This is a genomic window from Candidatus Omnitrophota bacterium (assembly GCA_018830005.1).
GTDB lineage: Bacteria > Omnitrophota > Gorgyraeia > JAHJTE01 > JAHJTE01 > JAHJTE01.
Genome location: JAHJTE010000001.1, coordinates 794,826 through 820,131, shown reverse-complemented (window position 1 = coordinate 820,131; position 25,306 = coordinate 794,826). Strand labels below are relative to the sequence as shown.

General features: G+C 39.7%; 29 protein-coding genes. All 29 read right to left on the bottom strand.

Annotated features, from left to right (window positions below):
• Positions 1-63: 63 nt before the first annotated feature.
• The 29 genes from KJ593_04325 to fabD all read right to left on the bottom strand — a co-directional run bounded on the left by KJ593_04325 (position 64) and on the right by fabD (position 25,306).
• On the bottom strand, positions 64-876 hold the full coding sequence (locus KJ593_04325) for a DUF108 domain-containing protein (GenBank protein MBU2541107.1): 813 nt from the start codon (positions 874-876) through the stop codon (positions 64-66).
• Positions 873-1,718, bottom strand: a complete 846-nt coding sequence (gene panC, locus KJ593_04320) for a pantoate--beta-alanine ligase (protein MBU2541106.1) — start codon at positions 1,716-1,718, stop codon at positions 873-875. The genes KJ593_04325 and panC overlap by 4 nt, the downstream gene beginning before the upstream one ends.
• Positions 1,715-2,143 (bottom strand): 2-amino-4-hydroxy-6-hydroxymethyldihydropteridine diphosphokinase, encoded by a 429-nt coding sequence (gene folK / locus KJ593_04315; protein ID MBU2541105.1) that lies wholly within the window; start codon positions 2,141-2,143, stop codon positions 1,715-1,717. Before folK ends, panC begins: the two co-directional genes overlap by 4 nt.
• 9 nt (positions 2,144-2,152) lie before the next feature.
• A complete protein-coding gene (locus KJ593_04310; GenBank protein ID MBU2541104.1) occupies positions 2,153-3,310 on the bottom strand; it encodes an LL-diaminopimelate aminotransferase in 1,158 nt (385 codons plus the stop codon).
• 28 nt (positions 3,311-3,338) lie between these two features.
• Entirely contained in the window at positions 3,339-3,737 is a 399-nt protein-coding gene (locus KJ593_04305) for a hypothetical protein (GenBank protein MBU2541103.1), read from the bottom strand.
• Complete coding sequence (gene dapB / locus KJ593_04300; GenBank protein ID MBU2541102.1) at positions 3,727-4,449, bottom strand: 4-hydroxy-tetrahydrodipicolinate reductase; 723 nt, start codon at positions 4,447-4,449, stop codon at positions 3,727-3,729. The genes KJ593_04305 and dapB overlap by 11 nt, the downstream gene beginning before the upstream one ends.
• A 12-nt stretch (positions 4,450-4,461) precedes the next feature.
• Positions 4,462-5,358: a 4-hydroxy-tetrahydrodipicolinate synthase gene (gene dapA, locus KJ593_04295; GenBank protein ID MBU2541101.1), complete on the bottom strand. Its 897-nt coding sequence runs from the start codon at positions 5,356-5,358 to the stop codon at positions 4,462-4,464.
• Between the two features lie 51 nt (positions 5,359-5,409).
• Complete coding sequence (gene dapF, locus KJ593_04290) at positions 5,410-6,216, bottom strand: diaminopimelate epimerase (protein ID MBU2541100.1); 807 nt, start codon at positions 6,214-6,216, stop codon at positions 5,410-5,412.
• A 9-nt stretch (positions 6,217-6,225) separates the two neighbouring features.
• Positions 6,226-7,485 (bottom strand): diaminopimelate decarboxylase, encoded by a 1,260-nt coding sequence (lysA, locus tag KJ593_04285; protein ID MBU2541099.1) that lies wholly within the window; start codon positions 7,483-7,485, stop codon positions 6,226-6,228.
• Between the two features lie 2 nt (positions 7,486-7,487).
• The gene (argH, locus tag KJ593_04280) at positions 7,488-8,873 is read right to left on the bottom strand and encodes an argininosuccinate lyase (protein MBU2541098.1); all 1,386 of its coding nucleotides are present in this window, start codon (positions 8,871-8,873) and stop codon (positions 7,488-7,490) included.
• A 7-nt stretch (positions 8,874-8,880) separates the two neighbouring features.
• Positions 8,881-10,065, bottom strand: coding sequence for an argininosuccinate synthase (locus tag KJ593_04275; protein ID MBU2541097.1), 1,185 nt, complete (start codon positions 10,063-10,065; stop codon positions 8,881-8,883).
• 25 nt (positions 10,066-10,090) lie between these two features.
• Entirely contained in the window at positions 10,091-11,005 is a 915-nt protein-coding gene (argF, locus tag KJ593_04270) for an ornithine carbamoyltransferase (protein MBU2541096.1), read from the bottom strand.
• 11 nt (positions 11,006-11,016) lie between these two features.
• Entirely contained in the window at positions 11,017-12,195 is a 1,179-nt protein-coding gene (locus KJ593_04265; protein ID MBU2541095.1) for an aspartate aminotransferase family protein, read from the bottom strand.
• A 27-nt stretch (positions 12,196-12,222) separates the two neighbouring features.
• Entirely contained in the window at positions 12,223-13,083 is an 861-nt protein-coding gene (argB, locus tag KJ593_04260) for an acetylglutamate kinase (protein ID MBU2541094.1), read from the bottom strand.
• Between the two features lie 18 nt (positions 13,084-13,101).
• Entirely contained in the window at positions 13,102-14,250 is a 1,149-nt protein-coding gene (gene argJ / locus KJ593_04255) for a bifunctional glutamate N-acetyltransferase/amino-acid acetyltransferase ArgJ (GenBank protein MBU2541093.1), read from the bottom strand.
• Positions 14,247-15,257, bottom strand: coding sequence for an N-acetyl-gamma-glutamyl-phosphate reductase (gene argC, locus KJ593_04250; GenBank protein ID MBU2541092.1), 1,011 nt, complete (start codon positions 15,255-15,257; stop codon positions 14,247-14,249). Before argC ends, argJ begins: the two co-directional genes overlap by 4 nt.
• 229 nt (positions 15,258-15,486) lie before the next feature.
• Positions 15,487-15,882 carry a 30S ribosomal protein S9 gene (gene rpsI, locus KJ593_04245; protein MBU2541091.1) on the bottom strand — a complete coding sequence of 132 codons (396 nt, stop codon included), beginning with the start codon at positions 15,880-15,882 and terminating at the stop codon, positions 15,487-15,489.
• Positions 15,883-16,326 carry a 50S ribosomal protein L13 gene (gene rplM / locus KJ593_04240; GenBank protein ID MBU2541090.1) on the bottom strand — a complete coding sequence of 148 codons (444 nt, stop codon included), beginning with the start codon at positions 16,324-16,326 and terminating at the stop codon, positions 15,883-15,885. It abuts the gene before it with no gap.
• A 59-nt stretch (positions 16,327-16,385) separates the two neighbouring features.
• Positions 16,386-16,889 (bottom strand): hypothetical protein, encoded by a 504-nt coding sequence (locus KJ593_04235; GenBank protein MBU2541089.1) that lies wholly within the window; start codon positions 16,887-16,889, stop codon positions 16,386-16,388.
• Positions 16,886-17,668, bottom strand: coding sequence for a tRNA pseudouridine(38-40) synthase TruA (truA, locus tag KJ593_04230; GenBank protein ID MBU2541088.1), 783 nt, complete (start codon positions 17,666-17,668; stop codon positions 16,886-16,888). The genes KJ593_04235 and truA overlap by 4 nt, the downstream gene beginning before the upstream one ends.
• A gap of 76 nt (positions 17,669-17,744) precedes the next feature.
• Entirely contained in the window at positions 17,745-18,755 is a 1,011-nt protein-coding gene (locus KJ593_04225; protein ID MBU2541087.1) for an aspartate-semialdehyde dehydrogenase, read from the bottom strand.
• A 19-nt stretch (positions 18,756-18,774) separates the two neighbouring features.
• Positions 18,775-19,824 carry a 3-isopropylmalate dehydrogenase gene (locus KJ593_04220; GenBank protein ID MBU2541086.1) on the bottom strand — a complete coding sequence of 350 codons (1,050 nt, stop codon included), beginning with the start codon at positions 19,822-19,824 and terminating at the stop codon, positions 18,775-18,777.
• Positions 19,817-20,098, bottom strand: a complete 282-nt coding sequence (locus KJ593_04215) for a hypothetical protein (GenBank protein ID MBU2541085.1) — start codon at positions 20,096-20,098, stop codon at positions 19,817-19,819. Before KJ593_04215 ends, KJ593_04220 begins: the two co-directional genes overlap by 8 nt.
• A 30-nt stretch (positions 20,099-20,128) precedes the next feature.
• Positions 20,129-20,614 (bottom strand): 3-isopropylmalate dehydratase small subunit, encoded by a 486-nt coding sequence (locus KJ593_04210; protein MBU2541084.1) that lies wholly within the window; start codon positions 20,612-20,614, stop codon positions 20,129-20,131.
• 2 nt (positions 20,615-20,616) lie between these two features.
• Positions 20,617-21,888: a 3-isopropylmalate dehydratase large subunit gene (gene leuC, locus KJ593_04205; protein MBU2541083.1), complete on the bottom strand. Its 1,272-nt coding sequence runs from the start codon at positions 21,886-21,888 to the stop codon at positions 20,617-20,619.
• A gap of 65 nt (positions 21,889-21,953) precedes the next feature.
• Positions 21,954-23,195, bottom strand: a complete 1,242-nt coding sequence (gene fabF, locus KJ593_04200; GenBank protein MBU2541082.1) for a beta-ketoacyl-ACP synthase II — start codon at positions 23,193-23,195, stop codon at positions 21,954-21,956.
• A 106-nt stretch (positions 23,196-23,301) separates the two neighbouring features.
• The gene (acpP, locus tag KJ593_04195; protein ID MBU2541081.1) at positions 23,302-23,544 is read right to left on the bottom strand and encodes an acyl carrier protein; all 243 of its coding nucleotides are present in this window, start codon (positions 23,542-23,544) and stop codon (positions 23,302-23,304) included.
• Positions 23,545-23,602: 58 nt separating this feature from the next.
• Positions 23,603-24,346, bottom strand: coding sequence for a 3-oxoacyl-[acyl-carrier-protein] reductase (gene fabG, locus KJ593_04190; GenBank protein ID MBU2541080.1), 744 nt, complete (start codon positions 24,344-24,346; stop codon positions 23,603-23,605).
• Positions 24,347-24,364: 18 nt separating this feature from the next.
• Positions 24,365-25,306, bottom strand: a complete 942-nt coding sequence (gene fabD, locus KJ593_04185; protein MBU2541079.1) for an ACP S-malonyltransferase — start codon at positions 25,304-25,306, stop codon at positions 24,365-24,367.

Sequence of the window (25,306 nt, the reverse complement as noted above, 5' to 3'; positions counted from 1 at the left end):
GCGTAAATTGTCAGGTCGAGTTAATCCGCTTAAAAGCAAAACGCCAAAACCTAGGTGGATAAATCAGCCCCCAATCTTTAAGGGACTTAATATATTCTTAATAGTTGCAAATGCAGATAACATCGCTAAATAGCTCGTCTTAGGATTATCGCGCGATGGTCTATTCTCAACTCTAGTAAAAATTCTGCCACAGTCTGCATTCACTTCTATTTCATGAATATTCCTACTTATCCTTGAACTTGCTAATATTTTGACCTTAGTTTTTTTGGGGCCAAGCGAAGATAGTGAAATTATCGCTGCAACATTTATATTTTTTGGAAAATTCGATATAGCAGAAGAAGCGTTTCCGCTAAACAATTCTACCTCTCCTTTCAGCTTAGCCATATCTAATCTTTTCTTTTTTAGATAAGGTACATCGAGTAAGGTTCTGGCCGGCTTTCTTGTTGTAAGCTGGATCTTGTTTATCTTACCAAATCCTGCTGCCCTAATAGCATCTACACCAGCTATGGCGCCACTTGGAATATAAATCCTAGCTCCTTTTCTTTTTGCCAATTTAGCAATATTTTTTTTGAGTAATAAGGCGCCTGCGCTCATGACCAAAATGTCTTTACCAGAAGATATGACATCATCTAACAATAATAGACAACTTTTAACACTTGCGGCCTCTATAACAAGATCTGATTTTTTAATAAGGTGAGAAATATTACAAATAGTGGGTTTCTGACGCAGGCTGTCTCTTAGACGATTTGCAGATAGTGGATTGATATCGCAGATGGCAGTAAGAGCAATCTCCTTGCTTAATTCCCTATCGATTCTTTTGGCTAAATATGTTCCGATTGCCCCGCATCCGACGAGGCCAACCGCTAATTTCTTCATATTTTAATTATTATGTTATCGATTAATCTCACGCCGCCAATTTTTACCGCGAGCAAAATTGCAATCTCACCACGCAGCCGGCTCATGCAACTTGAATCATCTACGTCGACAATTACAATATAATCAATTCTAGCAGATCTTACCGTCGAAATCAAGTTTTTTATCGTCGATATTATAGCCTTGGAAGATCTACAACCACCTCCTATCTTGCGCCTGGCTTCAATAAGAGAACGGTAAAGAACCCTAGCATCTGATCTGCCTCTTGTGGAAAGATATCTATTTCTTGAACTCATGGCCAGGCCGTCCTCATCTCTTATAATTGGCAACATCTTTATTTTAACCGGATGGTTCAAATCCTTAACCATATTTTGGATAATCCGCGCTTGCTGAAAATCCTTCTGACCAAAATATGCCACATCAGCCAAGGTTATATTGAGCAATTTAAGGACTACGGTCGTAACGCCTTTAAAATGACCCGGGCGTGAAATGCCGCATAAAATCTCACCCATCTTCCCTGCATTAACTTCACTTGAAAAATTGTGAGAATACATATCAGCCTGGGAAGGAAAGAATATAAAATCTACGCCAACATCTTTAGCGAGTTTTCTATCTCGATTGAAATCCCGCGGATATCTCTTAAAATCTTCACGCGGACCAAATTGCAAAGGATTAACAAAAATGCTTATAATACAAATGTCATTTTCTGCCTTTGCCTGGCGCATAAGACTAAGATGGCCTTCGTGCAGATACCCCATTGTAGGAACAAAGCCCAATCTCTTGCCTTGCGCTTTAAGGCGTCTGCATATAGCCTGCATCCTATCGGGATACTTGACTACTTTCATTTTTTATTCTTAATTCTTAAGTGGGACAACTTGGTAAGGGAACTCAAGGGTTTTAATACAAAATCACGCTTATGCATGCGCGGATGAGGAATCGTTAGTTCTTTACTTTTTAATTTAAGATTTCCGTAGATAAGAATGTCTAAATCGATAATACGTGGGCCAAATCTAACACTGGATTTTCTACCCATCTCCTTTTCTATTCTTTTTACCTTTCTTAAAAGTTTAATGGGAGAAAGCTCAGTAGACAAACACGCTACAGCATTTAGGAATTTTCGCTGCTGCCTTAAACCAACTGGCTCTGTTTCGATAAGCTTGGATACCTCTCTTATCTTTAGGCCATCCTTATTTAACAAACTTAAGGCCCTCTTGATATTCTCTCGCCTATTGCCGATGTTGCTTCCCAGGCCTAAATAAACTAATGTCATACCTCTTTTCTAAAGGACCTTTTTTATCCTTCTGACTGCTTCCTGCAGGCGCTCCTTACTTACTGTCAAAGCAAACCTTACATAGCCCTCGCCGTATTTTCCAAAGCCAACCCCGGGCGTAGAGACAATATCAGCATCTTCAAGGAGCCTCTTTGCGAATTCAACTGAGATCTCTTTTGTCGGAACATGGGCCCATACATAAAAAGTAGCAAGGGGTTTTTTTGTCTTCCAGCCAATTTCATTTAAACCCTCAACAAAAATATCTCTTCTCTCTTGATAGAGATCTCTCATCTTTTTGCAAAAATCGCTCCTGTCTTTAAGTGCCACTGTTGCTGCAAACTGAATCGCCTGAAATATCCCAGAATCAATATTGCTCTTTACGCGTGCTAAATAACTGATTATCTTTTTATTGCCACATACCCAACCAATCCGCCAGCCCGTCATATTATATGTCTTGCTTAAAGAGTGAAATTCAATTCCAACCTCTTTTGCCCCTTCAACCTGAAGAAAACTCATTGGTGGTACATCGTCATAATAAATTTGAGAATATGCAAGATCGCTGGCTACAACCATATTACACCTTGCAGCTAGCAAGGTTAGCTTCTTATAAAATGATTCCTCAGCAACCGCTGCCGTAGGATTATTAGGATAATTTACATAGGCTAACTTTGCCTTTGGGATTCTGTCTAAATCCGGCAGATAGCCATTTTTCTCAAGAAGAGGCATAGCAATGACATTGGCTCCGGCAAATATCGCTGCTGAACGATAGGCTGGATAGGCTGGTTCAGGAACCAATACCTTATCTTCCGGATTTATCAGACCCAAAGGTAAATGTGCAAGGCCTTCTTTAGAGCCGATTAATGGATAGACCTCGGTTTCAGGGTCTAGTTTTACATTAAACCGCTCTAAATACCATTTTGCTATCTGCTCTCTTAAGCTAAATAGTCCTGCATCCAAGGCATAATGATGGTTTGTGCCATCCTCTGCAGCCTTTTTGAGTGCTTCAATGATAAATTCAGGCGTAGGCTGATCAGGATCTCCAATGCCTAAATCAATGATATCCCTGCCTGCTTCTTGTGCAAGTCTCTTTGCCTTATCAATCTCTACGAATAGATAGGGCGGAAGACTCTCTAGTCTTTTTGATGGATCCAAATTAAAATCTGCCATTTTTCTCTACCTTTGCTGATGAAAATTTTTAATATTTTACTTCTAGTTCAATAAATTCAGTCTCTTGCGGATATGTTACATCTATTGTGAATGTCTTTATCGCGCCGGCTACAATAACATCATTGGTCATCGTCAATAAATCGATTCTGTCCTTTTCTAGAATCTCTCTAGCATCATCAAGATAAATAATATCTAGAAACAGACTGCTCAGAAGCATATCTCCTTGATTACTAACGCTCAAATTGATTTGAGCTGAAGAATCCTCATAATTTCTTAGAATATCGTAATCTTCTAATTTTACAAATTTTTCTATGTAATTTGACTCTGTCAGTTTTAAAGATTGGCGTTTCAAGAAAGGTAAAATAATTACAAGGCATACTATTAATACAAGCGCAACTTTAACAACAGTAATAATTTTATTCTTCATTGGCTGATAGGCAATCGGCCATCGTATAAAGACCACACTCTTTTGAAACTACCCATTTTGCAGCAATTAAAGCACCCTGTGCAAAGATATCACGACTTTTTGCGCTATGTTTTAGAGAAACTCTATCAAATTGCCCATCGAAAATTATCTCATGATCACCGACAATTTCATCTTCTCTAATTGATTGTATATCCTCAGCCGCTTTACCTCTAGCCTCTTTAATAATCTGGGCAATTTTTTTTGCTGTTCCGCTGGGTGCATCTTTTTTATGAATATGGTGCGCTTCAATAATCTTTATCTCATAATCAGATAAGACATTCGCCAATTCTTTTACAACCTTAAATACAAGGTTTACTCCAACTGACATATTGACAGATAATACGATCGGAATAGTCCCTGCCGCTTTATTTATAACTGCTATTGACTCTTGCTTCAGGCCTGTAGTGCCTATTACCATGGGACGTTTATATTTTAGGCAAGTCTCTAAATTTTTAAGAGTTGCCTCTGGCTCAGTAAATTCAATAACGCAATCAACGCCAGATACAAGAGAGTAATCATCAGTTATTGACATACCTTCAATCTGACTAGCCAGTTTCGCATGTCCTTTGCGTTCAAGGCAAACAGCAACAGAAAGCTCCTTATCATTCTTAGCCAAGGCAATAATTCTAGAGCCCATTCTGCCACAGGCACCACTAACTGCTAATTTAAGCATTTTAACTAAACCTCATTTAGTAAGACCGTGTTCCTTTAACGCTTGTTTTAAAACCTCTAAATTTTTAAGGTCCATAGAACACATTGGAAGTCTTAAACTTGGCTCGCACATACCTAAAATTCCCATAGCTGTCTTAACTGGTATGGGATTGGTTTCAATAAATAATGCCTTGATTAAAGGCAGTAGCCTATAATGCAACTTCCGTGCCTCTTCTATATCCCCCTTAGAAAAACTCTCGCAGAGATTCTTGACTTCAGTCGGAACAATATTGGCAGCTACTGATATCACACCAACGCCACCAATGGAGAGAAGCGGCAAGGTCAGACTATCATCGCCGGAAATAAGTAAAAAATCTTTAGGGCAAATCGCCTTAGTGCGCTCCATCTGTTCTAGGGAACCAGAGGCCTCCTTGACTCCAATAATATTTGAACAAGTCTCACAAAGCCTGGCAATTGTCTCTGGTTCAATGTTTCTTGCAGTGCGTCCAACAATATTATAAAGAATAATCGGAATATCAACTGAATCAGCAACTGCCTTAAAATGCTGATACAATCCTTCCTGGGTTGGCTTGTTATAATAAGGCGTTACTTGCAAAGAGGCATTTGCGCCTGCCTTTTGAGCTTTTTGTGTTAGCGTGATTGCCTCTTTTGTCGAGTTTGAGCCAGTCCCTGCAATTACCGGTATCTTTCCTCTAGCAGCAGAGATCACAATCTCAATAACCCTTTCATGTTCTTGAAAGGAAAGCGTAGGAGACTCACCAGTTGTGCCGCAAGGAACAATACCATCTGTTCCTTGTTCAATATGCCAGTTTACAAGCTCAGTTAACTTCTTTTCATCAATAGTATCAGCCTGAGCAGAAAATGGAGTCACCATGGCTACCATAGACCCTTTAATATTAACTGCTTTCATGTCCTCTCCTTCAATGAAACCGTCAAGATTATTGACGGATAAAAGATAAAATTAGGAGACTTCTATTTTCTTTCCCGTTAGTTTCTGCACCCTACCTTCTAACCATATATCGCTAAAATTTCCCTTCTCGTATTCAAATTCAACTGTTAAGAGTTCTTGCGAAGTAGGCTTAACATTAATCTTTCTACTGCGAATAAAAGAAAGACGATAACTTATAAGGACGCTGGCTACAATACCAGTACCGCAAGCAAGCGTTTCAGATTCAACGCCACGTTCATACGTACGTACTGCTAAAGAATCAAAGCTCCTAATCTCAACAAAATCAACATTTGTGCCGCGGGGAGCAAATCTCTCATGATTTCTTATCATTGCCCCGATACAAGCAACATCTATTCTGGAGAGGGCATTGACAAAAACAACTACGTGCGGCACACCTGTATCTATAGAACTAACGTGAATCATGCGGGCATTGACCTCTAACGGCATATTAAGCTTAATATCAGATGGGTCAGTCAGCTTGATTCTTACATGCCCGGAGCTTACTTCTGCCTGAATTATACCAACCATTGTCTCGATTCTTAGATCTTTCCTATCTAGGCGACTCAAATAAAATGCTACACATCTTGCGCCGTTACCGCACATCTCAGCCTCAGAGCCATCTGGATTAAAAATGCGCATTTTAATGTCGCAATTTTTGGAATGCTCTATGATGAGTAAGCCATCTACATCAACCTTTCCTGACTTTAAGCATACGTTCCTAGCAAGTTCTGAAGGCTTATAGTCGAATGAATATTTGGAAGTATCAAGTAAATAAAATGTGTTTCCACTTGCGGAAAATTTTTTCAGCTCAATTTTCATTGAAAGACTCTATTCCAAAAACTTAACGATATGCTCACCCTTAATTAAATCTTTGAAATTCTGCCGTTCTCTTATAAGATAGCTATTCTTACCCTTAACCAATACCTCTGCTGGTTGAAGGCGCGAATTATAATTACTCGCCATAGAGAAGCCATAGGCACCTGTACTCATCACTGCCAATAGCTCACCTTCAGAGACCTTCTGTATTTTTCTATTCTTGGCCAAAAAGTCAGCGCTCTCACAAATAGGACCTACTACATCTACACTAACCTTACCTCTATTATTTCGTCTCGCTAAAGGCAGTATATCGTGGTATGCCCCATACAAGGCTGGCCTCATTAAATCATTCATTCCAGCATCCACTATAACGAATATTTTTTTATGGTTTTTCTTTACGTAGATTACCTTGGTAACCAAAATACCGGCGTTTCCAACAATAAATCTACCTGGCTCCAAAATTATTTTCAAGTTAGCCCTTCTTAAGAGACCACTGATATTCTTTGAAAATTGATGTGCAGTCTGTGGTTTTTCGTTCTTATAAATAATACCCAGACCACCGCCAATATTCAAATATTCTATTTTGATCCCCAATGAAAGCAACTCTAGGACAAAATCAAGGACTCGCCTGATTGCTCCAATAAAAGGACGACTACTAATAATCTGAGACCCAATATGCATATGAACAGCATTAAACTTAATATTAGGAAAGCTACCTCTATTTATGAATATCCTTCGCGCCAGATCAAGGCTGACTCCGAATTTATTAGTTAGTTTACCAGTAGTAATATACTCATGGGTCTGCGGTTCGATATCTGGATTAATACGAATCGCTACCTGTACAATTTTGCCTAGTTGGCCTGCTATGCGATTGATAACCCTTAACTCTGAATCTGATTCGACATTAAAAAATAAGATTCCCACCTGAATTGCCCTAGTAATCTCTTCTTCTGTCTTTCCAACAGATGCATAGACTATTCTACGTGGACTAGCGCCGATCTTTAGGGCCTTATATAGTTCACCACCAGAGACAATGTCAAGCCCTGCCCCCTGTTTAAGGAGCACCCTGGCTATACTAAGATTAGAGTTTGCCTTCAGGGAATAACAGATTAAAGGCTTAAAATCTGAAAATGCACTATATAATTTATGAAAATGTTCAATTATCGTCTTGTAGCTATAAATATACAAAGGTGTCTTGAATTCCTTGGCGATTTTCATTACGGGAACACCTTCACAAAAAAGCCTATCCTTTATAAATTTAAAATCATGCATGACTATTTTCCTAGAGCAATCCTCTTCTCCATATCTTTTAGGGCATTAACTACGTTCTTCTTTGCTGTACCGCCATATGTCTTTTTGCGATTTACAGAAACTTCTGCATTAAGCAAGTTATATACCTTGTTGTCGAAAAGCTTGGAGAATTTCTTTAATTCTTTTAATGTAAGGGAGCTTATCTTTTTATTCTTATCCAGTGTATTCTTAACCAATCTACCCACTGTATCATGGGCATCTCGATAAGAGAGTCCTTTGCTGATGAGATATTCCATGATGTCTACACAGTAGAGCGACTCATCAAGCAATTTCTCTCTTAATTTATGTGTATTAACCTTCATCGCCTTAAATATCTCTTTGAAGATTTCCAATATCACATCGATTCTTTCTACAGCATCAAAGAGAGGTTCTTTGTCTAGCTGCATATCTCTGTTATAGGAAAGCGGCAGGCCTTTTAGCATAATCAATACTGCGCTTAAGTCTGACTGGATTTTACCAGCGCTACCGCGAACAAGCTCTAAGCAATCCGGATTCTTCTTATGCGGCATAATACTAGAGCCTGTACAAAGTGACCAGTCAATATCAACAAACGAGAATTCTTTAGTCGACCAAATAATCAAATCCTCCGAGATTCTAGAGAAATGTATAGAAAGTATTACCACAGCAGAAAGTAGATCAAGGATAAAATCTCTATCGCTTACAGTGTCAATGCTATTTTTGGTAACCTTGCTAAAACCTAGCTCTTTAGCGACAAAAAAACGATCGATAGCCAAACCTGTCCCAGCTAAGGCACAGCTCCCCAGAGGCATAATATCACATGATTCTTTTGCAGATTCCAATCTTGCCTTATCTCTTTCAAACATCTCAAGATATGCCGCAAGATAATGTGCTAAAAGTACAGGCTGGGCAGGCTGCAGATGCGTATAGAAAGGCAAGATGCAATCAATATTTTCCTTGGCAAACTTCAAAATCTGCTTCTCCAGGAGGACCAATTCATACACCAAATCATCGATTATATCCTTACAATACATCTTAATATCCAACACTACCTGATCGTTTCGAGAACGCGCAGTATGCAACTTATCAGCGACTTTACCTATTTTTTTCTTTAGGGCATTTTGGATATTGCTATGAATATCCTCGCATGCAAAATCAAATTTGAACTTACCCAGCTGTAATTGTGATAATAGGCTCCTGAGCCCGCTTACAATCTTTTTGGTTTCTGCCTTTGTTAGAATCTTACAAGCCGCCAGCATTTTCACATGGGCAATGCTTCCTTCAATGTCATAAACGGCTAATCTTTTGTCAAAGGCTATGCTGGATGTGAATTTATCCGCAATTTTACTTGTAGATTTCTTGAATCTTGAACCCCATAATTTCTTAGCCATGTTTACTTCATCCTTTTTTCTTGCCTTTATAGGGAAGGCTCCAGATTTTAATAAATCCTTCTGCTGCTGTATGGTCAAACTTATCATCCTTAGAATATGTTGCCATTTCCTTACTGTAAAGGGCGTGTGGCGATTTTCTCCCAACGCAGACACAATTTCCTTTTGTAAGCTTTAATTTGATAACACCGCTTACATTTTTTTGAGTATGAGTCATAAAGGCATCTAGCGATTCCTTTAAAGACGAAAACCATAAACCATCATAGACTAATTGCGCATATTTAGCAGCCAAGAGCATTTTTAGATTTATGGTGTCCTTATCAAGGGTTAGACTCTCAAGTTCTTTGTGTGCAGTATATAGAATCCAACCCGCCGGCGCCTCATAAATCTCGCGAGATTTTATGCCTACAAGCCGATCTTCAATCAAATCCGTTCTTCCGATTCCAAAACTTGCACCAATCTCATTTAATTCCTGAATGATCTTAATAAGAGGCATCTGCTTTGCGTTCAATTTAGTAGGCACACCCTTCTTAAATTCAATAAGCAAATATTTTTTATTGCCGCTCTTGGACTTAGATGTTTTGGTCCACTGATAGCAACCCTCAGGTGGTTCAGTATTTATATTTTCTAATTTAGAGCCTTCAATACTTACACCCCAAAGATTCTTGTCAATACTGTAAAGCTTTTTCTTGCTAACTGAAAGCGGGATATTTTTTTGCTTGGCGTATTTAATTTCCTCTTCTCTTGATTTTAATTCCCAAAGTCTCAAAGGAGCGATGACTTCGAGCTTTGGAGCCAGGACAGAAACTGCCACTTCAAAGCGCACCTGGTCATTGCCTTTGCCGGTACAGCCATGAGCAAGGCTAGAAGCGCCGACTTTATGGGCTACATCGACAAGATGCTTCCCAATCAATGGCCGCGATAATGCCGTTGCCAATAAGTACTTCTCTTCATAAATTGCGCCGGCTTTTAAAGTCGGTAAAATGTAGTCGTTGACAAATTCCTGCTTTAAATTGCGGATAATAACATCCTCAGCGCCGATATTTAAGGCCCTTTGCTTTATCTTTGCCAAATCCTCATCCTGGCCAACATCGGCAATAAAACAAAAAACTTTGTAGCCCTGCTCTTTAAGCCAACTGATACAACAGGACGTATCCAATCCTCCGGAATAAGCTAAAACGATATTTTTTGACATTTCAAATTCTCCATTTCAAAACAGCCTAGTTTTTTAGAAGCTCCAGAAGTATTGCCTTTTGCACATGCAATCTATTCTCCGCCTGGTCAAATACAATTGAGTTTTGACCATCAATAACCTCATCCGTTATTTCCTCGCCCCGATGTGCAGGCAGGCAATGCATTATAAGGACATCCTTACCACTATCATCAATCAGATCTTTATTTATCTGGAATGCCTTAAACGCCTTTATTCTTTTCTTTGCCTCGCTTTCCTTGCCCATGCTTGTCCAGACATCAGTATAAATTACATCAGCGCCTTTGACTGCGCTGACTGCATCGTTAAACAAGTTTATTCCTGCATCATTCTTAGCAGATTCCTTTGCCTCTTTGATTATCTGCGGTTTAGGAGCAAATTTCTTTGGCGTTGCAATATTTAAATTAATCCCCAACTTAGAACAGATAATTATCAGGCTATGACAGACATTATTTCCATCACCCACAAAGGCAATTGTCTTGTTGTCAAGATTTGAAAATTTCTCAGTCAAGGTATAGACATCAGATAATGCCTGACAGGGGTGCAATAAATCCGTCAAGGCATTTACCACCGGGATACTGGCATAATGAGCTAAATCCTCTAATAACTTATGAGAAAATGTACGTAAAACGATTGCATCCACATAGCGACTTAAGGTGTGTGCCATATCTTTTATTGATTCACGCACACCTAAACGCGCATTCTGCTGGCCTAAATATATACATTTGGCTCCTAATTGCCAGATACCCACCTCAAAAGAGACGCGCGTTCTACTGGATGGCTTCTCAAATACTAAAATTATTGACTTATCAGCCAAAGAATTTTTAAAAGCCTGAGGCCCCTTTTTCAATTCACGCGTTAATTCAAATATGTGATTAATATCCTCATAGCTTAAATCCTTTATTGAAATAAAATCCTTTTTCATAATTTCACTCTCTATTGTTTTTCTAAGGCGCATTTCAGAATCCTAAGCGCCTTATCTATTTTCTTTTTATCTATGTTTAATGCGGGCATCAGCCGCAAGACCTTGCCTTGTGTACAATTTATTATCAGCCCTTGAGTTAGGCAAAAATCAACTATTGGCTTACCTTCTATTTCAAGTTCAACACCACACATCAGACCTAAACCTCGAATATCTTTTATAATCTTAAACTTGCTCTTTAACTCATTGAGTCTCTCGAATAAATATTCACCCATTTTTTTGGCATTGCTTAACATCTTCTCCTTTTGGATTGCACTAAAGACAGCAAGGGCTGCTTTTGACACCAAAGGAGAGCCACCGAATGTTGAAGCATGCATACCAGGTTTTAGGATATCAGCAATCGGTCTTGCTACTAACATTGCTCCAATCGGAAGTCCACCGCCCAAAGACTTAGCCAAGGTCATTATATCTGGCGTGACTGCGTAATGCTTAAAGCAAAACATCTCTCCGGTTCTACCCATGCCCGTCTGAACCTCATCAATTATTAACAGTAACTTTTTTTCATCACAGAGTCTTCTCAAATCCTTAATGAATTCTTTCCCAGCTACATTAATGCCGCCCTCACCTTGAATCAATTCCAACATAATAGCAACAGTATCTTCTGTCAGGGCATTTTTAACTGCCTCTAGATTGTTAAACTCTACAAACTTAAAACCAGCCAATAAAGGCTGGAAGCCTTTTTTGTATTTTTCCTGGCCGGTTGCTGAAAGGGCACCAAATGTACGGCCATGAAAAGAATTATAAAAACTAATTATCTGGCTACGCTTACCCTTTCCATAAACCCTTGAAAATTTTATGGCTGCCTCGTTTGCCTCTGCACCTGAATTACAAAAGAACACCTTAGAATCAAAGCTCCAGAAATTAATCTCTTGTGCTAATTTCGCCTGATTAATATGATAAAAATTATTAGGAATAAATGTCAATTTCTTTATCTGATCCTTGACAGCTGCAATCACTTTGGGATGACAATGGCCTAGATTATTTACACCCCAGCCTGGGAAAAAATCAAGATACTCCTTTCCATTAATATCAATGAGCTTACTACCTTTACCTTTGGTAAAAATTAATGGTGTGCGGGTATACGTACCCATTATGTATTGTTTGTAGCTTTGGAAAATCTCTTCTTGTTTCATCTTCTCATCAACTATAGAAATTAAACCCTACTTAACAATTTCAGTGCCTATACCCTGTTCTGTAAAGATCTCAAGCAACAGGGCGCGATTTAATCTAGCATCAACTATATGCGCTTTGCCCACTCCTTTACTGATGGCCTCAATAGCTGCTGATACCTTAGGAATCATACCCTCCTGAATTACCTTCTCTTTCACCAAGTGCCTGGCCTCTTCAATGTTAAGTGTAGCAATAAATGAATGGTTATCTTCGGGGTTGCGCATTATACCTTTTACATTAGTCAGCAAAACAAGTTTTTCAGCGCCTAGACTAACAGCTAAATGAGCCGCAACCTCATCAGCATTTATATTGTATTGCTTTCCGTCTTCTCCTGTGCCTATAGGAGAAAGTACGAGAATCGAATCTTGTTCAAGTATTTTCTTCAAAGGTCTTGCGTTAACTTCCGATATCTTACCCACAAAGCCTAAGCTTTTACGCTGCTTAGATAGTTTTCTTTTCACCTTAATTATATTTTTTTGGCCTGCAGTAATTCCTTTAGCATCTGCCCCCAATTCCTTGAACTCTGCTACAATTTTTTTGTTTATTATTTCCAATTCCTCTATGACGATTTTTAATGTTTGCTTATCTGTGATACGGATTCCATCAATGAATCTTACCTTCTTGCCCTCTTTTTTCATACGCTCGCTGATATGAGGTCCGCCTCCATGAACAAGCATAGGTCTTAATCCCATAAAATTTAAGAATACTATATCTTCTAAAACACCCTTGCGAATCTTATCATCACCTAAGATGCTGCCGCCATATTTTATAACCAGTATCTTCTTATGAAATGCCTTAATGTATGGCAGCGCTTCGATTAAGATATCAGCTTTTCTTACTATCTCTTGCATGGTTTTAATTCCTTGTACCTAATTATAGCCGGCATTAATTTTCACATAGGCTGGGGTTAAATCCGAAGTATAAACCACGCTATCGAATTTTCCCTGACCTAAATCAACTCCGACTATGATATTTTTACTTCTTAGGTTACTCAGGCTAATTTTTGTCTTTCGCTCCTCAAGTTTTATGCCTATAGCACCCACTGATTGAACAATTCTGCCAATATTTTTATTTTCACCAAAACAAGCACTTTTAAACAAGGCTGAATTGGCAATAGCAAATGCGGCCTGCTTAGCCTGTATCTGTGTCTTAGCGCCTTTTATTCTTATCTCTATGAATTTACTCGCTCCTTCTGCATCAGCTACTACTTTCTTGGCTAATTCTTTGCAAATCCCGCTAAGTATATCTCTAAATTTATAAAATTCTCTACTGCCTAATTTAATCTTGCGATTGTTGGCTGCTGCGTTTGCTAAGATCAAAACCATATCATTGGTGCTCATACAGCCATCAATAGTTATGGCATTAAATGATTCCTCAACTGCAAAGCCTAATGCCTCTTTTAAGGCGCGATATTGGATATCAGCATCTGTAGTAATAAAGCAGAGTGTAGTTGCATGGCCCCTAAGATGAGGAAAGACCATACCAGCGCCCTTTGCCATAGCTCCAATGGATACGGTCTTAGCTCCGATCTTAAAACTTTTAGCTGCCTGTTTTAAGAAGGTATCTGTTGTCTGAATCGCGTAAGCCGCATCTTGACCTCCTCCTCTTCTAAGTTTCAAACAAAGACTGGGAATCGAGGGGATAATTTTATTCAATGGTAAAGGCTTGGCGATTATTCCAGTCGAAGCTGTCAGGACATCAGCTGTCTTTATCGTTAAGCACTTGGCCACAAGACGTACAACTTTCCTGGCATCAGCTAAACCTCCAACTCCTGTAAAACAATTGGCATTGCCGCTATTTATCAGGATTGCTTGTGCACGACCATTTTTAAGGTGGTCTCTAGTGACCAGAAGCGGAGCTGCCTTAACGCTATTTGCAGTAAACAAACCAGTTGCAAGCGCCTTATTTACTGACAAGATAAGTGCCAAATCTTTCTTATTAGATTTTTTTATACCGCAGGATATGCCAGCTGCAAAAAAACCCTTGGCTCGCGTGATTGCACTAAAACTAGAACTCATAACAGACCCTCTGTTTCCTTAAATCTACAGGCAATGTTCATATTCTGTATAGCCTGACCTGAAGCGCCTTTAACCAGATTATCAATGGCGCTAACAACAATTAGAAGATCATCCTCAACCTTTAGTCCTATCTCGCAAAAATTAGTATTAACGACATTCTGCAATTGAGGAAATACTCCATCATCCAACACTCTCACAAACGGCTCATGCTTATAGAATTTCTTATATAATCCTGTGATTGCACTTTCTGCTTTTTGAATCTTGCATCTTATGTATATTGTCTCTAGTATGCCGCGTTGCGCAGGAATTAGATGCGGCACAAATACTAATTCTGGTCGTGACTTAGTAAGCTTGTTTATTTGCTGTAGAATCTCAGGTGCATGTTGATGACTATTAACCTTATATGCCTTAAGATTGCCTTTTTCTTTAAATTCATCTAATTTTAATTCTGGCTTTCTTCCCGCACCACTAATCCCTGATTTTGCATCAATATAAATAGAGTCAACTGATATAGCAGCCTTTAATAACGGCAAAATTCCCAGTAATGCTGCAGTGGGATAACAGCCGGGGTTAGCGATCAACTTGGTCTTCTTAATAAGGTCGCGATTAATTTCCGGCAGACCATAAACAGCCTTTCCTAAATTATCCAGATCTAAATGCTTAACCTTATAATGGGTTTCATAAGTTGGGGCGTCGAGTCTATAGTCAGCACTCAAATCTATAACTAATTTGCCTTTTTTAAGCAGCAAAGGCGCGATTTTCATTGATACAGTATGGGGCAAGGCTAAAAAGATTACATCGCATTTTTTTGATATCTCATCAATATCAGGTTCTGCGCATGTAAGGCCTAACTTTGTTTTCAGATCAGAATAAATCTCATCTAAAGGCATTTCAGCATCAATCTTTGCTGAGACAGAGACAACAGAGGCATGCGCATGCTTAAGTAAGATCCGCAACAATTCCTCGCCACTAAAACCTGTAACTCCAATTATCCCAACCTTTACCATAATTTTTCCTCTATCAGAATCAAAATACTGACATAAGCTAAGAATAACATCTTATCACAATTTCTAACAGGGTCAATAAGTATTTCCGCCTACTCCCGACTGTATAAATGCCTACAAATATCAGATCATGATGCACAACCCCTTATCTAGAAATGAGTTCAATCGCCAAATGCATAAAAAAAATCCGCTAGGGTCTCTAGCGGATTCTCTATCTGAAATTATGGTTCGTTTATCGTTTAGTCCACTGAAACCTCTTTCTTGCCCCTTTTCGTCCAAATTTCTTACGTTCTTTCATGCGTGAATCCCTAGTAAGAAATCCGAATTTTTTAAGCACTGTTTTAGAGTCGGGTTGCGCTAAAAGCAAGGCCCTGACTATGGCAAGCCTGGTTGCGCCAGCCTGACCAGAAATCCCACCCCCGCTTACCTTAATCATAATATCAAATTTGTTGGAATTTCCTGTCTGCTCTAAAGGTTGGCAGATTAATAAGCGGTCAGTCTCGCGCTTGAAATACTGTTGCCAATCAAGACTATTAACCTGGATGCCGCCTTTGCCTGGCTGTAAAATTACCTGCGCAACTGACTCTTTGCGCCTACCTAAACCTTTATATTTACTAATCTCACTCATTTAAATCTCTAATTTAACTGGGTTTTGGCCAGAATGAGGATGTACCTCATCTTTATATATCTTTAACCTTTTAAGAACGACTCTCTTCAACTTATTGTCAGGGAGCATATTCTTAACTGCATTTGTGATAACGAGTTGTGGCTTTTTGCTCATCAGTTCGTTAAGGTTTATTTCTTTCAACCCACTGGGGTATCCTGAATAACGCTGATAAATCTTATCCTGACCCTTTTTTCCTGTAACCCTCACTTTTTGGGCATTGATTACAATAACCCCATCTCCGGTATCAAGATGTGGAGTAAATTGCGGCTTATTCTTACCTCTTAATACAGTGGCAATTTTGGCTGCAATCCTGCCCAGTACCATATTCTCGGCATCAACAATATACCACCTGCGTTTAATTTCTTGCTTTTTTGGTAAGTATGTACGATTTCGCTTAATTTTCATAAGGGTGTAACTATAGCAAAAACAAGCTCATGTGTCAATATAAATTGTCATCTCACTCCTCAAGGCCAAATGTGGTTTGGTCCCCACAAAAGTTCAACTTTGCCTCCTTCAACGAAGAAACGCCACGCTGTACCACCCCCACTCGCAGAAATTCCTCGGAGATGAGGACAACCTATATACCACTCATTAGCCGAAAAATAATAAAGCTCCCATTCCTCATCAGGGCCTCCGCTCAAATCAAGAAGTTCAAAGAGAGTAGTCGCGGTAGAATGGGGTGGCGGATCTTGTAAAAATTCGGCAAAAATATCATCATTAGCATTGCGGCCATACCAATCATCATTCTCTACGTTATAAAGCATCGCAGCCTTAGTAAGCGAGCGTAACAGGGCCTCCTCACTCAATAAAGTAGCGTCACCTTGGATATTGGTTACTCTCACTACTGCTGCAGCAGCCAGAATAGCTAAGACAACAACCATAATTATCACAGCATATAAATTCACGGCTGCTTTATTATTAATACTTTTGGACAATCTAACTGACCACTCTGAAATCTGTCTAATCATTTCTTATATTTAACCTCACAAAGATACAGCCCTTTTGCAGGAGCTGTTGAGCCGGCTAATCTCCTGTCCTTAGCCTTCAGGATTCTCTTCATATCGCCTTTTTTTAGATGGCCACGGCCAATATCAATCAATGTCCCGACAATATTTCTTACCATGTTATAAAGAAACCCATCAGCCTCTATGCTAATTATAACCAATCTTGCCTTATTCATCAAGTCCCAAGCAGAGAATTTGGCACTGGTTCTTAAAGCCAATTTCTTTACGGTCCTGGTAGTACTTTTCACCTTTGAGCCACTTGCACAAAAGGACTTAAAGTTATGCCTGCCTCTTAGAAGACGCAACTCAGCAGCCATAAGAGGAATATCTAGAGAAAAGGCAACCTGATGCACATAACGAAATAATAGCGGATTGGAATCTCTGCTATTAAGTATGAGATACTGATAGGTCTTAAGTTTAGCTCCGTGCTGAGAATGAAAACCTAAATCCACTTCAGATGCACTGGATATTTTTATATCCTGCGGCAATAAAGAATTTAAGGCGCGTTTGATATTAACTGCCTCTATTGTTGAGGTGGTCTTAAAATTTGCTACCTGACCCAAGGCATGCACGCCAGCATCAGTCCTACCAGAGCCGATAAGTCTAACCCTCTCCTGCAAAATCTTTTTTAAGGTCTTTTCAATAACTCCCTGGATAGACCTCCTCTCGCCTCTATTTTTTTGGACCTGCCATCCACAGTAATTAGTTCCGTCATAAGAGATGCTAAGCTTAATATTTCTCATAAGTTAAAGGTCTAAAGCAAAAAGCGCAAAACGAAAACTCAAAGACTAAAAAACTTTTAAGTTTTGCAATCTAGTTTTACGCTTTGCGCTTTATTAAAAGTTCTGCAATCTGAATGGCGTTCAATGCTGCGCCTTTACGCAGATTATCAGATACTACCCACAGCCAGAAGCCGTTCTTTTGAAATGGGTCTTTTCTTATGCGGCCAACGAAGACCTCATCTTTACCTTCAGCAACAATAGGTAAAGGATAGAGTCCTTTTTTTGGCTCATCAATTACTTTAATACCTGGATTCTTGCTTAGGAGCTTTCTTATGTTTTCTACGCTTATGCCCTTTTTAGTTTCAAGATATATTGCCTCACAATGTCCGGTTATCACCGGAACCCTGGCACAAGTAGCAGAAATCTTAATTGATTCATCATGCAGAATCTTATGGGTTTCATGAACCATCTTCCACTCTTCAGAAGTATAATCTGCTCTACCAAAGTCTCCTATCTGAGGGATGATATTATTAGCTATTAAATAGGCAAATGCGCCACCCGCCACCTCTCTACCTTTTAGTTCATTTTCAAGTTGAATTACACCGCTGCGGCCAGCGCCTGAGACTGCCTGATAGCTAGAGACTATTATCCTTTTTAATCCTACGCTCTTTTTTATCGGCCAAATTGCTACTACCATTTGAATAGTAGAGCAGTTTGGATTGGCAATAATACCCTTATGTCTGGCTACATCCTTAGGATTCACCTCAGGAACAACTAATGGCACTGTCTTTTTAAGACGAAAATCAGCGCCATTATCAATAACTACTGCACCGCATCGAACTGCCTCAGGCGCAAAAGTTACTGCAGCGCCCTTCTCTCCCTCTGTTCCGGCAAAAAATACTATATCTATATTCTGGAAACCTTCCGGACTAACTGCCCCTACCTTGTAAATATGATTGTCTACGCTAATTTCTCGAGCAGAGCGCGCAAATATACGTAACTCATTTATTGGGAACGCGCGCTGTTTTAAACAGCGTAACATTTCAATACCCACAACACCAACACCAACAACAGCTACATTGTATTTACTCTTTTTATTCATCTTCATTTTACTATCCGCTAAATAATTATAAATTTTCTACTACTAAATCGCCTACTTCACTCGTTGAGTACCCCATCTTACCAGCTGAGAGCGATTTTAGTTTCGTGCGCACAACCTTAATTACAGCATTTTCTACTGTCTCTGCTGCCTTGCCCTGACCTGCCTCCTCTAGCATCATGGATAAAGCACAAATTGCTGCCAAGGGATTGATTACATCTTTTCCCGTATATTTTGGAGCAGAACCTCCGATAGGCTCAAACATTGATACGCCGCTAGGACTAATATTTCCGCCTGCTGCAATGCCCATACCGCCTTGAACCATAGCACCCAAATCTGTAATTATGTCTCCGAACATATTATCAGTAACAATTACGTCAAACCATTCTGGATTCTTTACCATCCACATACAGGTAGCATCAACATGGGCATAATCAGTCGAAACATCTGGATATTCTCCAGCGATCTCCTGAAACGTTCTCTCCCATAAATCCCAGGCATATGTGAGAACATTAGTTTTACCGCAAAGCGTGAGCCTCTTGTTTTTGTTGCGTTTTTTCGTAAATTCAAAGGCATAACGAATACAACGTTCTACGCCTTTACGCGTATTATAAGAAATCTGCCTTGCAATCTCCTGCTTTGTGCCCTTGTCAGTAAAATCGCCCATACCTTTATATAGGCCTTCTGAATTTTCCCTTACAACTACAAAATCAACATCCTTGCTAGTTTTATCTTTTAAAGGACAAAATCTCTCATCAAACAATTTAATCGGCCTTAAATTTATATACTGATCTAGACCGAATCTGATTTTTAACAAAATTCCTAATTCTAGAATTCCTGGTTTTACCTTGGGATGACCAATGGCGCCTAAAAATATGCATGAAAATTGCTTTAATTCCTCGAGTGCATCGCCAGGCATGGGAACCTTATTCTTGAGATAATATTCTCCGCCAAAAGGAAAGGTTTTAGTCTCATAGCTTATATTGTATTTTTTTGCAACTTCCTTTAATACCTTTAAGCCTTCCCTAACTACTTCTGGCCCTGTACCGTCACCCGGTATAACAGCTATTTTAAGCATCTTTCTTAAAACCCTCCTTGGATGCTCTATCTTTACCCATAGGATAAAGCAAGACAATAAAGTTCGTATTCACAGTTAAAAAATCGGTCTCCATAAGTAATTTTTCATCTCCGACTGAGAATACCTTCACATCAGTAATAGGTATGAAATTTCCCCCTGCCCGGGAGGAAAGAAAATCAGTTATCCTGCCACCCGGAACAATATGGATATTACCGACCAGCTTATGATGTTCCGTAACAATACCTACCTTGATTACATCTCGCTCTGCCTTCATTTTTTTATCCCTCCTAAATGAGACTATAGCCTATGTCTGCATTCGAAGCCAATTAATCAATCCGCCGGCATTAATGATTGATCGCATAAATTCAGGGTAGGCAGCTGCTTGAAATACATTATTATTAGTGGTATCTACTATCCGGCCGCTTGCCAAATCAATCTCTAATTCTGATCCAGGAGTTATCTTATCAGCCCCTTTAATCTCTAAAATAGGTAGACCTAAGTTTAGGCAATTGCGGTAGAATATCCTCGCAAAACTCAAGGCTATAACACAGGATATTCCTACGCCCTTTATTGCCAAGGGGGCATGTTGCCTGCTTGAACCACAACCAAAATTCCTACCAGCTACTATTATATCACCCTTAACTACATTTTTTGAGAAATCTTTATCTAAGATTTCCATGCAATGTGAGCCTAATTCCTTTGGATCAGTAGCATTAAGATAACGCGAGGCGATTATCTCATCAGTATTGACGTTATCAGCGAATTTATGAACCTTACCTTTTATTATCATCGCTACATGACCTCTTCTGGATGCGCTATGCGTCCTTTAATCGCTGAGGCTGCTGCCACTGCCGAATTAGACAAATACAGGAAACTTTCCGCATGGCCCATTCTGCCTAGAAAATTTCTATTGGTTGTTGCTAAGGCAACCTCGCCTTTATCTAGAATCCCCATATGCCCGCCAAGGCAGGGTCCACAAGTAGGAGTCGAAAATACGCCTCCTGCCTTAACGAAAATTTCAGCCAGTCCTTCTCTTACTGCGGCAAGATAAATCTTTTGCGTTGCTGGTATAACAATCAAACGCACATCTGGATGGACTGATTGTCCTCTTATAATCTTAGCGGCAATCCTTAAATCATTCAAATAACCATTAGTACAAGAACCGATAACCACCTGATTTATCTTGATATCTTCAAGTTCACTCACTGCCTTGACATTGCTAGGTAGATGCGGACATGCCACAGCCGGCTCCCAACTCTTAATATCATATTCCTTGATTAAGGCATATCTTGCATCGGAATCTGATTGAAGATTTCCTGCCTTTTTAATGCGAGGGTATTTCGCCTGCTTTAAGTAGGCTAATGTAGTTTTATCAGGTGCAATAATGCCTGCCTTTGCTCCAGCTTCAATCGCCATATTAGAAATTGCAAAACGCTCTTCTATGGCCAAACTAGTGATTGCCTGACCACTGAATTCCATTGACATGTAGTTTGCACCATCAACGCCTATATCAGCTATTGTGTAAAGAATTATATCTTTTCCGCTGACCCACTTGGAAGGTTTCCCTTTATAAATAAATTTTATTGATTCTGGCACCTTTAACCAAACCTTGCCAGTAGCAAGACAAGCACCTAAATCTGTCGAGCCAACTCCTGTAGCAAAGGCACCTAGGGCTCCGTATGTGCAGGTATGAGAATCAGCTCCGATAACCAAATCTCCTGGGCCCACTAATCCTAATTCAGGAAGAAGCGCATGCTCAATCCCTACGCGCCCGACCTCATAGAAATGTCTGATGTTGTATTGGCGAGAAAATTCCTTCAAGATATTAACAGCATTTGCAGCCTTAAAATCCTTGGCTGGAGTAAAATGGTCTGGAATAAGGGCTATTCTTTCAGGGTCAAATACCTTATTGGCCTTAAGATTCTTAAATTCTTCAATTGCTAAAGGTGCTGTAATATCATTACCCAGACAGAAATCAACATCAGCCCAGATAAATTCACCGGGAGAAATCCTGTCTTTCTCAGAATGACTTAATAATATCTTTTCTGCTATTGTGTAACCCATAGTATAAAATAAAAATACATACCAAAAAATTTTGGATTTTGTAGTATTTGAAATTAGGATTTAAGCTATCCACTAAACTTTTTTGCAGCGAGGGTGGCGTTGTGACCGCCGAAGCCTAAAGCATTAGAAAGCCCGACTTGCACATTCACGCGGCGAGCTTCATTGGGGACATAATCAAGATCGCACTCCGGATCAGGATTGTGATAATTGATTGTGGGTGGAACGATTCCATCTCTTATGGAAAAACTTAAGGCAATGAATTCTACGCCACCGGCACCTCCTAATAAATGTCCGGTCATAGATTTTGTGGAACTAACAGCAATTCTCTTTGCGTAATCACCAAAAACAATTTTTATGGCCTTGGTCTCAATGCGATCATTAAGTATTGTAGAGGTCCCATGTGCATTTATATAATTTACATCTTCTGGCTTAAGATTTGCATCATCTAAAGCTATTTTAATTGCACGCGATGGACCATCAGCAGTAGGATCAGGCGCAGTAACATGATAGGCATCAGAACTCATGCCATAACCAACAAGCTCGCAGTAAATGGGTGCAGAGCGTTTTTGGGCATGCTCTAAGAGCTCTAAAACAACAATGCCAGCCCCTTCTGAAATTACAAAACCATCTCTATCTTTGTCAAAAGGCCGACTTGCAGTCTCAGGTGTATCATTCCTGCTGCTTAAGGCCTTAAGCGCGCAAAATCCGCCTACTCCCAAAGGAGTAATAGCGCTTTCAGTGCCGCCGCAGATCATAACATCTGCGTCGCCACGCTGGATAATCCTGAATGCATCTCCAATTGCGTGGTTGCCTGTAGCACAGGCAGTTGCCACACAGGAAGTTGGACCTTTCAACTTAAAAATAATAGAAATCCAGCCTGCTGCCTCATTTACGATTAACGTTGGTATTAAGAATGGCGATATCTTTCTGGGGCCTTTCTCTAGATAGCGCCTCGTTTCATCTTCGATTACTTTTAAACTGCCAATTCCAGAACCAACTAAAACGCCGATGCGATTTGGGTCCTCTTGTTCTAAATTAATCTTGGAATCAGCTAATGCCTGTCTTGCCGCAGCAACAGCAAACTGGACAAACCTGGCTGTGCGCTTTACCTCCTTCTTCTCCATATAGAGAGAAGGATCAAAGTCCCTAGCTTCACCTGCAATCTGGGAAGAAAACCCTGTGGGATCAAAGGCGGTCAGCTTACTTATACCACTCCTACCTTTAACAAGATTATCCCAGAAAATCTTTATATCATTACCAAGAGGCGAAATTACACCTAGGCCTGTAGCAACAACTCTTCTTTTCATATTGTTTTCGTAATCAAATCTTTAATTATTTAACGCAGTATATAAAATACGACGCCCCGATTATTAGTCGGGGCTTTTTTCGTCTATAAAGAATACTCTTTTGCACTTATTTTTTGCTGACTGTTTTTTCTTCGATGTATTTTATGGCTTCGCCTACTGTGGACATCTTCTCTGCGTCTTCATCAGGTATCTCAATACCAAATTCTTCCTCTAATGCCATAACTAATTCTACTGTATCCAAAGAATCTGCTCCTAAATCATCAATAAATGAAGCTTTAGGAGTTACTTCCTCTTCCTTAACTCCTAACTGCTCTGCAATGATTGACTTCACTTTTTCGCCTACTGCCATGTGCCTTCCTCCTTTATGTGTTTGAACTTGAATCCCAAAAAATTATTTTCGCCTACACCTACTGCATAAACATCCCGCCATCTATAATGAATACCTGACCGGTAATGTAACTTGAATCTTCACTCGCCAGGAACAAACACAGATCTGCCACGTCTTTTGGCTTGCCGAATCTGCCTAGCGGAATCTGAGCAAGCATCTTCTCCTGAACTTCTTTGCTTAATTTATCCGTCATAGCTGTTTGAATGAATCCAGGAGCAATTGCATTAACGTTGATACCGCGAGAACCAAACTCTCTTGCAACTGCTTTTGTCAGGCCAATGATGCCTGCCTTAGATGCAGCATAATTAGCCTGGCCGGCATTACCCATTATGCCAATAATTGAAGCAACATTAATAATCTTTCCGTGTCTTTGCTTTAAGAAAGAACGCGTAACGGCTTTTATACAATTAAAAGCGCCTTTTAAATTCACGGCGATAACCTTATCCCAATCGTCTTCAGTCATTTTAATAATAAGATTATCTCGCGTGATACCTGCGTTGTTAACTAATATATCAATCTTGGAGAATTTGTCAAGAATTTTGTTTACCATTTCAGTAGTTTGCTTAGAATCCGTAACATCATTCACAAGGCCTTCCACTTTAGTGCCTGTTTTAGAAAGGTCTCTTGCAGCCTCTTCTACCAACTCTGGTTGCACATCACAAATAATCAAATCTGCTCCTTCACGCACAAAGCAAGAAGCAATCTCCTTACCAATACCTCTGCCGGCGCCAGTAACCAAAGCAAGCTTGCCTTTTAATCTCATAATCCATTCCCCTTATATTTAGACGACAGCCATTAATTGCGATACAACTTCTTCTACATCCTTTTGCTTTGCCAGATTCAGGACATCCACAGATGAATCAATACGCCTTAATAATCCTTTAAGCACCTTTCCCGGACCAAGTTCAATAAATAAAGATACACCATTATTTATAATGTAACGCATTGAATTCTCCCAAAGTACACTTGAGGCAACCTGCTTTACTAGATTGTCCTTTATATCCTGACTAGAATCTGCAGGTTGGGCAGTAGCATTAAAAACAATATCTGTTTTCGCTGGATTTATCGTATATCGGGAAAGTTCCTCAAGAAGTTTATCTGAGGCCTCTTTCATAAGCGGTGAATGAAAAGCCCCGCTTACCTCTAAGTTTATCACCTTAAGTGCGCCTGCCTCTTTCGCTCTCTGAGCTGCTTTTTTAAGCCTTTCTGCTTCACCTGAAATTACAATCTGTCCTGGGCAATTCAAATTAGCAATATAGACGCCAGAATCAGAGGTAATCTTGCGCACTATTTTTTCATCAAGGCCAATTATTGCTGCCATCGCCCCTTTAGTCTTACTTGCTGCCTCTTCCATAAATTGGCCACGTTTACAGACTATTTTCAAGGCATCTTCGAATGTGAAAACATCAGCTGCCACAAGCCCAGCATACTCTCCTAAGCTTAGCCCAGCGCAAAAACTCGCTGAAGGAATATTGTTATTGTGTTCTTCCAAGGCCGCAAGTGCTGCAATATTTACTGTCAAAATTGCTGGCTGACATATGTCAGTGCGCTTCAACTCTTCTGAGGAAGCGTTAAAACATATATTACTTAATGAAAACCCTAGTAAATTATCAGCCTTTTCAAAAATCCTCCTAGCAGCTTCAGAGCTCTCATATAGATCTTTGCCCATACCTGGATATTGAGCACCTTGACCAGGAAAGATATAAGCGATTTTCTTATTCAT

What these genes read in the sequence shown, in the direction of transcription:
- KJ593_04325 (MBU2541107.1), bottom strand. Translation starts at nt 876, where the DNA reads ATGAAGAAATTAGCGGTTGGCCTCGTCGGATGCGGGGCAATCGGAACA.
- panC (MBU2541106.1), bottom strand. Translation starts at nt 1,718, where the DNA reads ATGAAAGTAGTCAAGTATCCCGATAGGATGCAGGCTATATGCAGACGC.
- folK (MBU2541105.1), bottom strand. Translation starts at nt 2,143, where the DNA reads ATGACATTAGTTTATTTAGGCCTGGGAAGCAACATCGGCAATAGGCGA.
- KJ593_04310 (MBU2541104.1), bottom strand. Translation starts at nt 3,310, where the DNA reads ATGGCAGATTTTAATTTGGATCCATCAAAAAGACTAGAGAGTCTTCCG.
- KJ593_04305 (MBU2541103.1), bottom strand. Translation starts at nt 3,737, where the DNA reads ATGAAGAATAAAATTATTACTGTTGTTAAAGTTGCGCTTGTATTAATA.
- dapB (MBU2541102.1), bottom strand. Translation starts at nt 4,449, where the DNA reads ATGCTTAAATTAGCAGTTAGTGGTGCCTGTGGCAGAATGGGCTCTAGA.
- dapA (MBU2541101.1), bottom strand. Translation starts at nt 5,358, where the DNA reads ATGAAAGCAGTTAATATTAAAGGGTCTATGGTAGCCATGGTGACTCCA.
- dapF (MBU2541100.1), bottom strand. Translation starts at nt 6,216, where the DNA reads ATGAAAATTGAGCTGAAAAAATTTTCCGCAAGTGGAAACACATTTTAT.
- lysA (MBU2541099.1), bottom strand. Translation starts at nt 7,485, where the DNA reads ATGCATGATTTTAAATTTATAAAGGATAGGCTTTTTTGTGAAGGTGTT.
- argH (MBU2541098.1), bottom strand. Translation starts at nt 8,873, where the DNA reads ATGGCTAAGAAATTATGGGGTTCAAGATTCAAGAAATCTACAAGTAAA.
- KJ593_04275 (MBU2541097.1), bottom strand. Translation starts at nt 10,065, where the DNA reads ATGTCAAAAAATATCGTTTTAGCTTATTCCGGAGGATTGGATACGTCC.
- argF (MBU2541096.1), bottom strand. Translation starts at nt 11,005, where the DNA reads ATGAAAAAGGATTTTATTTCAATAAAGGATTTAAGCTATGAGGATATT.
- KJ593_04265 (MBU2541095.1), bottom strand. Translation starts at nt 12,195, where the DNA reads ATGAAACAAGAAGAGATTTTCCAAAGCTACAAACAATACATAATGGGT.
- argB (MBU2541094.1), bottom strand. Translation starts at nt 13,083, where the DNA reads ATGCAAGAGATAGTAAGAAAAGCTGATATCTTAATCGAAGCGCTGCCA.
- argJ (MBU2541093.1), bottom strand. Translation starts at nt 14,250, where the DNA reads ATGAGTTCTAGTTTTAGTGCAATCACGCGAGCCAAGGGTTTTTTTGCA.
- argC (MBU2541092.1), bottom strand. Translation starts at nt 15,257, where the DNA reads ATGGTAAAGGTTGGGATAATTGGAGTTACAGGTTTTAGTGGCGAGGAA.
- rpsI (MBU2541091.1), bottom strand. Translation starts at nt 15,882, where the DNA reads ATGAGTGAGATTAGTAAATATAAAGGTTTAGGTAGGCGCAAAGAGTCA.
- rplM (MBU2541090.1), bottom strand. Translation starts at nt 16,326, where the DNA reads ATGAAAATTAAGCGAAATCGTACATACTTACCAAAAAAGCAAGAAATT.
- KJ593_04235 (MBU2541089.1), bottom strand. Translation starts at nt 16,889, where the DNA reads ATGATTAGACAGATTTCAGAGTGGTCAGTTAGATTGTCCAAAAGTATT.
- truA (MBU2541088.1), bottom strand. Translation starts at nt 17,668, where the DNA reads ATGAGAAATATTAAGCTTAGCATCTCTTATGACGGAACTAATTACTGT.
- KJ593_04225 (MBU2541087.1), bottom strand. Translation starts at nt 18,755, where the DNA reads ATGAAGATGAATAAAAAGAGTAAATACAATGTAGCTGTTGTTGGTGTT.
- KJ593_04220 (MBU2541086.1), bottom strand. Translation starts at nt 19,824, where the DNA reads ATGCTTAAAATAGCTGTTATACCGGGTGACGGTACAGGGCCAGAAGTA.
- KJ593_04215 (MBU2541085.1), bottom strand. Translation starts at nt 20,098, where the DNA reads ATGAAGGCAGAGCGAGATGTAATCAAGGTAGGTATTGTTACGGAACAT.
- KJ593_04210 (MBU2541084.1), bottom strand. Translation starts at nt 20,614, where the DNA reads ATGATAATAAAAGGTAAGGTTCATAAATTCGCTGATAACGTCAATACT.
- leuC (MBU2541083.1), bottom strand. Translation starts at nt 21,888, where the DNA reads ATGGGTTACACAATAGCAGAAAAGATATTATTAAGTCATTCTGAGAAA.
- fabF (MBU2541082.1), bottom strand. Translation starts at nt 23,195, where the DNA reads ATGAAAAGAAGAGTTGTTGCTACAGGCCTAGGTGTAATTTCGCCTCTT.
- acpP (MBU2541081.1), bottom strand. Translation starts at nt 23,544, where the DNA reads ATGGCAGTAGGCGAAAAAGTGAAGTCAATCATTGCAGAGCAGTTAGGA.
- fabG (MBU2541080.1), bottom strand. Translation starts at nt 24,346, where the DNA reads ATGAGATTAAAAGGCAAGCTTGCTTTGGTTACTGGCGCCGGCAGAGGT.
- fabD (MBU2541079.1), bottom strand. Translation starts at nt 25,306, where the DNA reads ATGAATAAGAAAATCGCTTATATCTTTCCTGGTCAAGGTGCTCAATAT.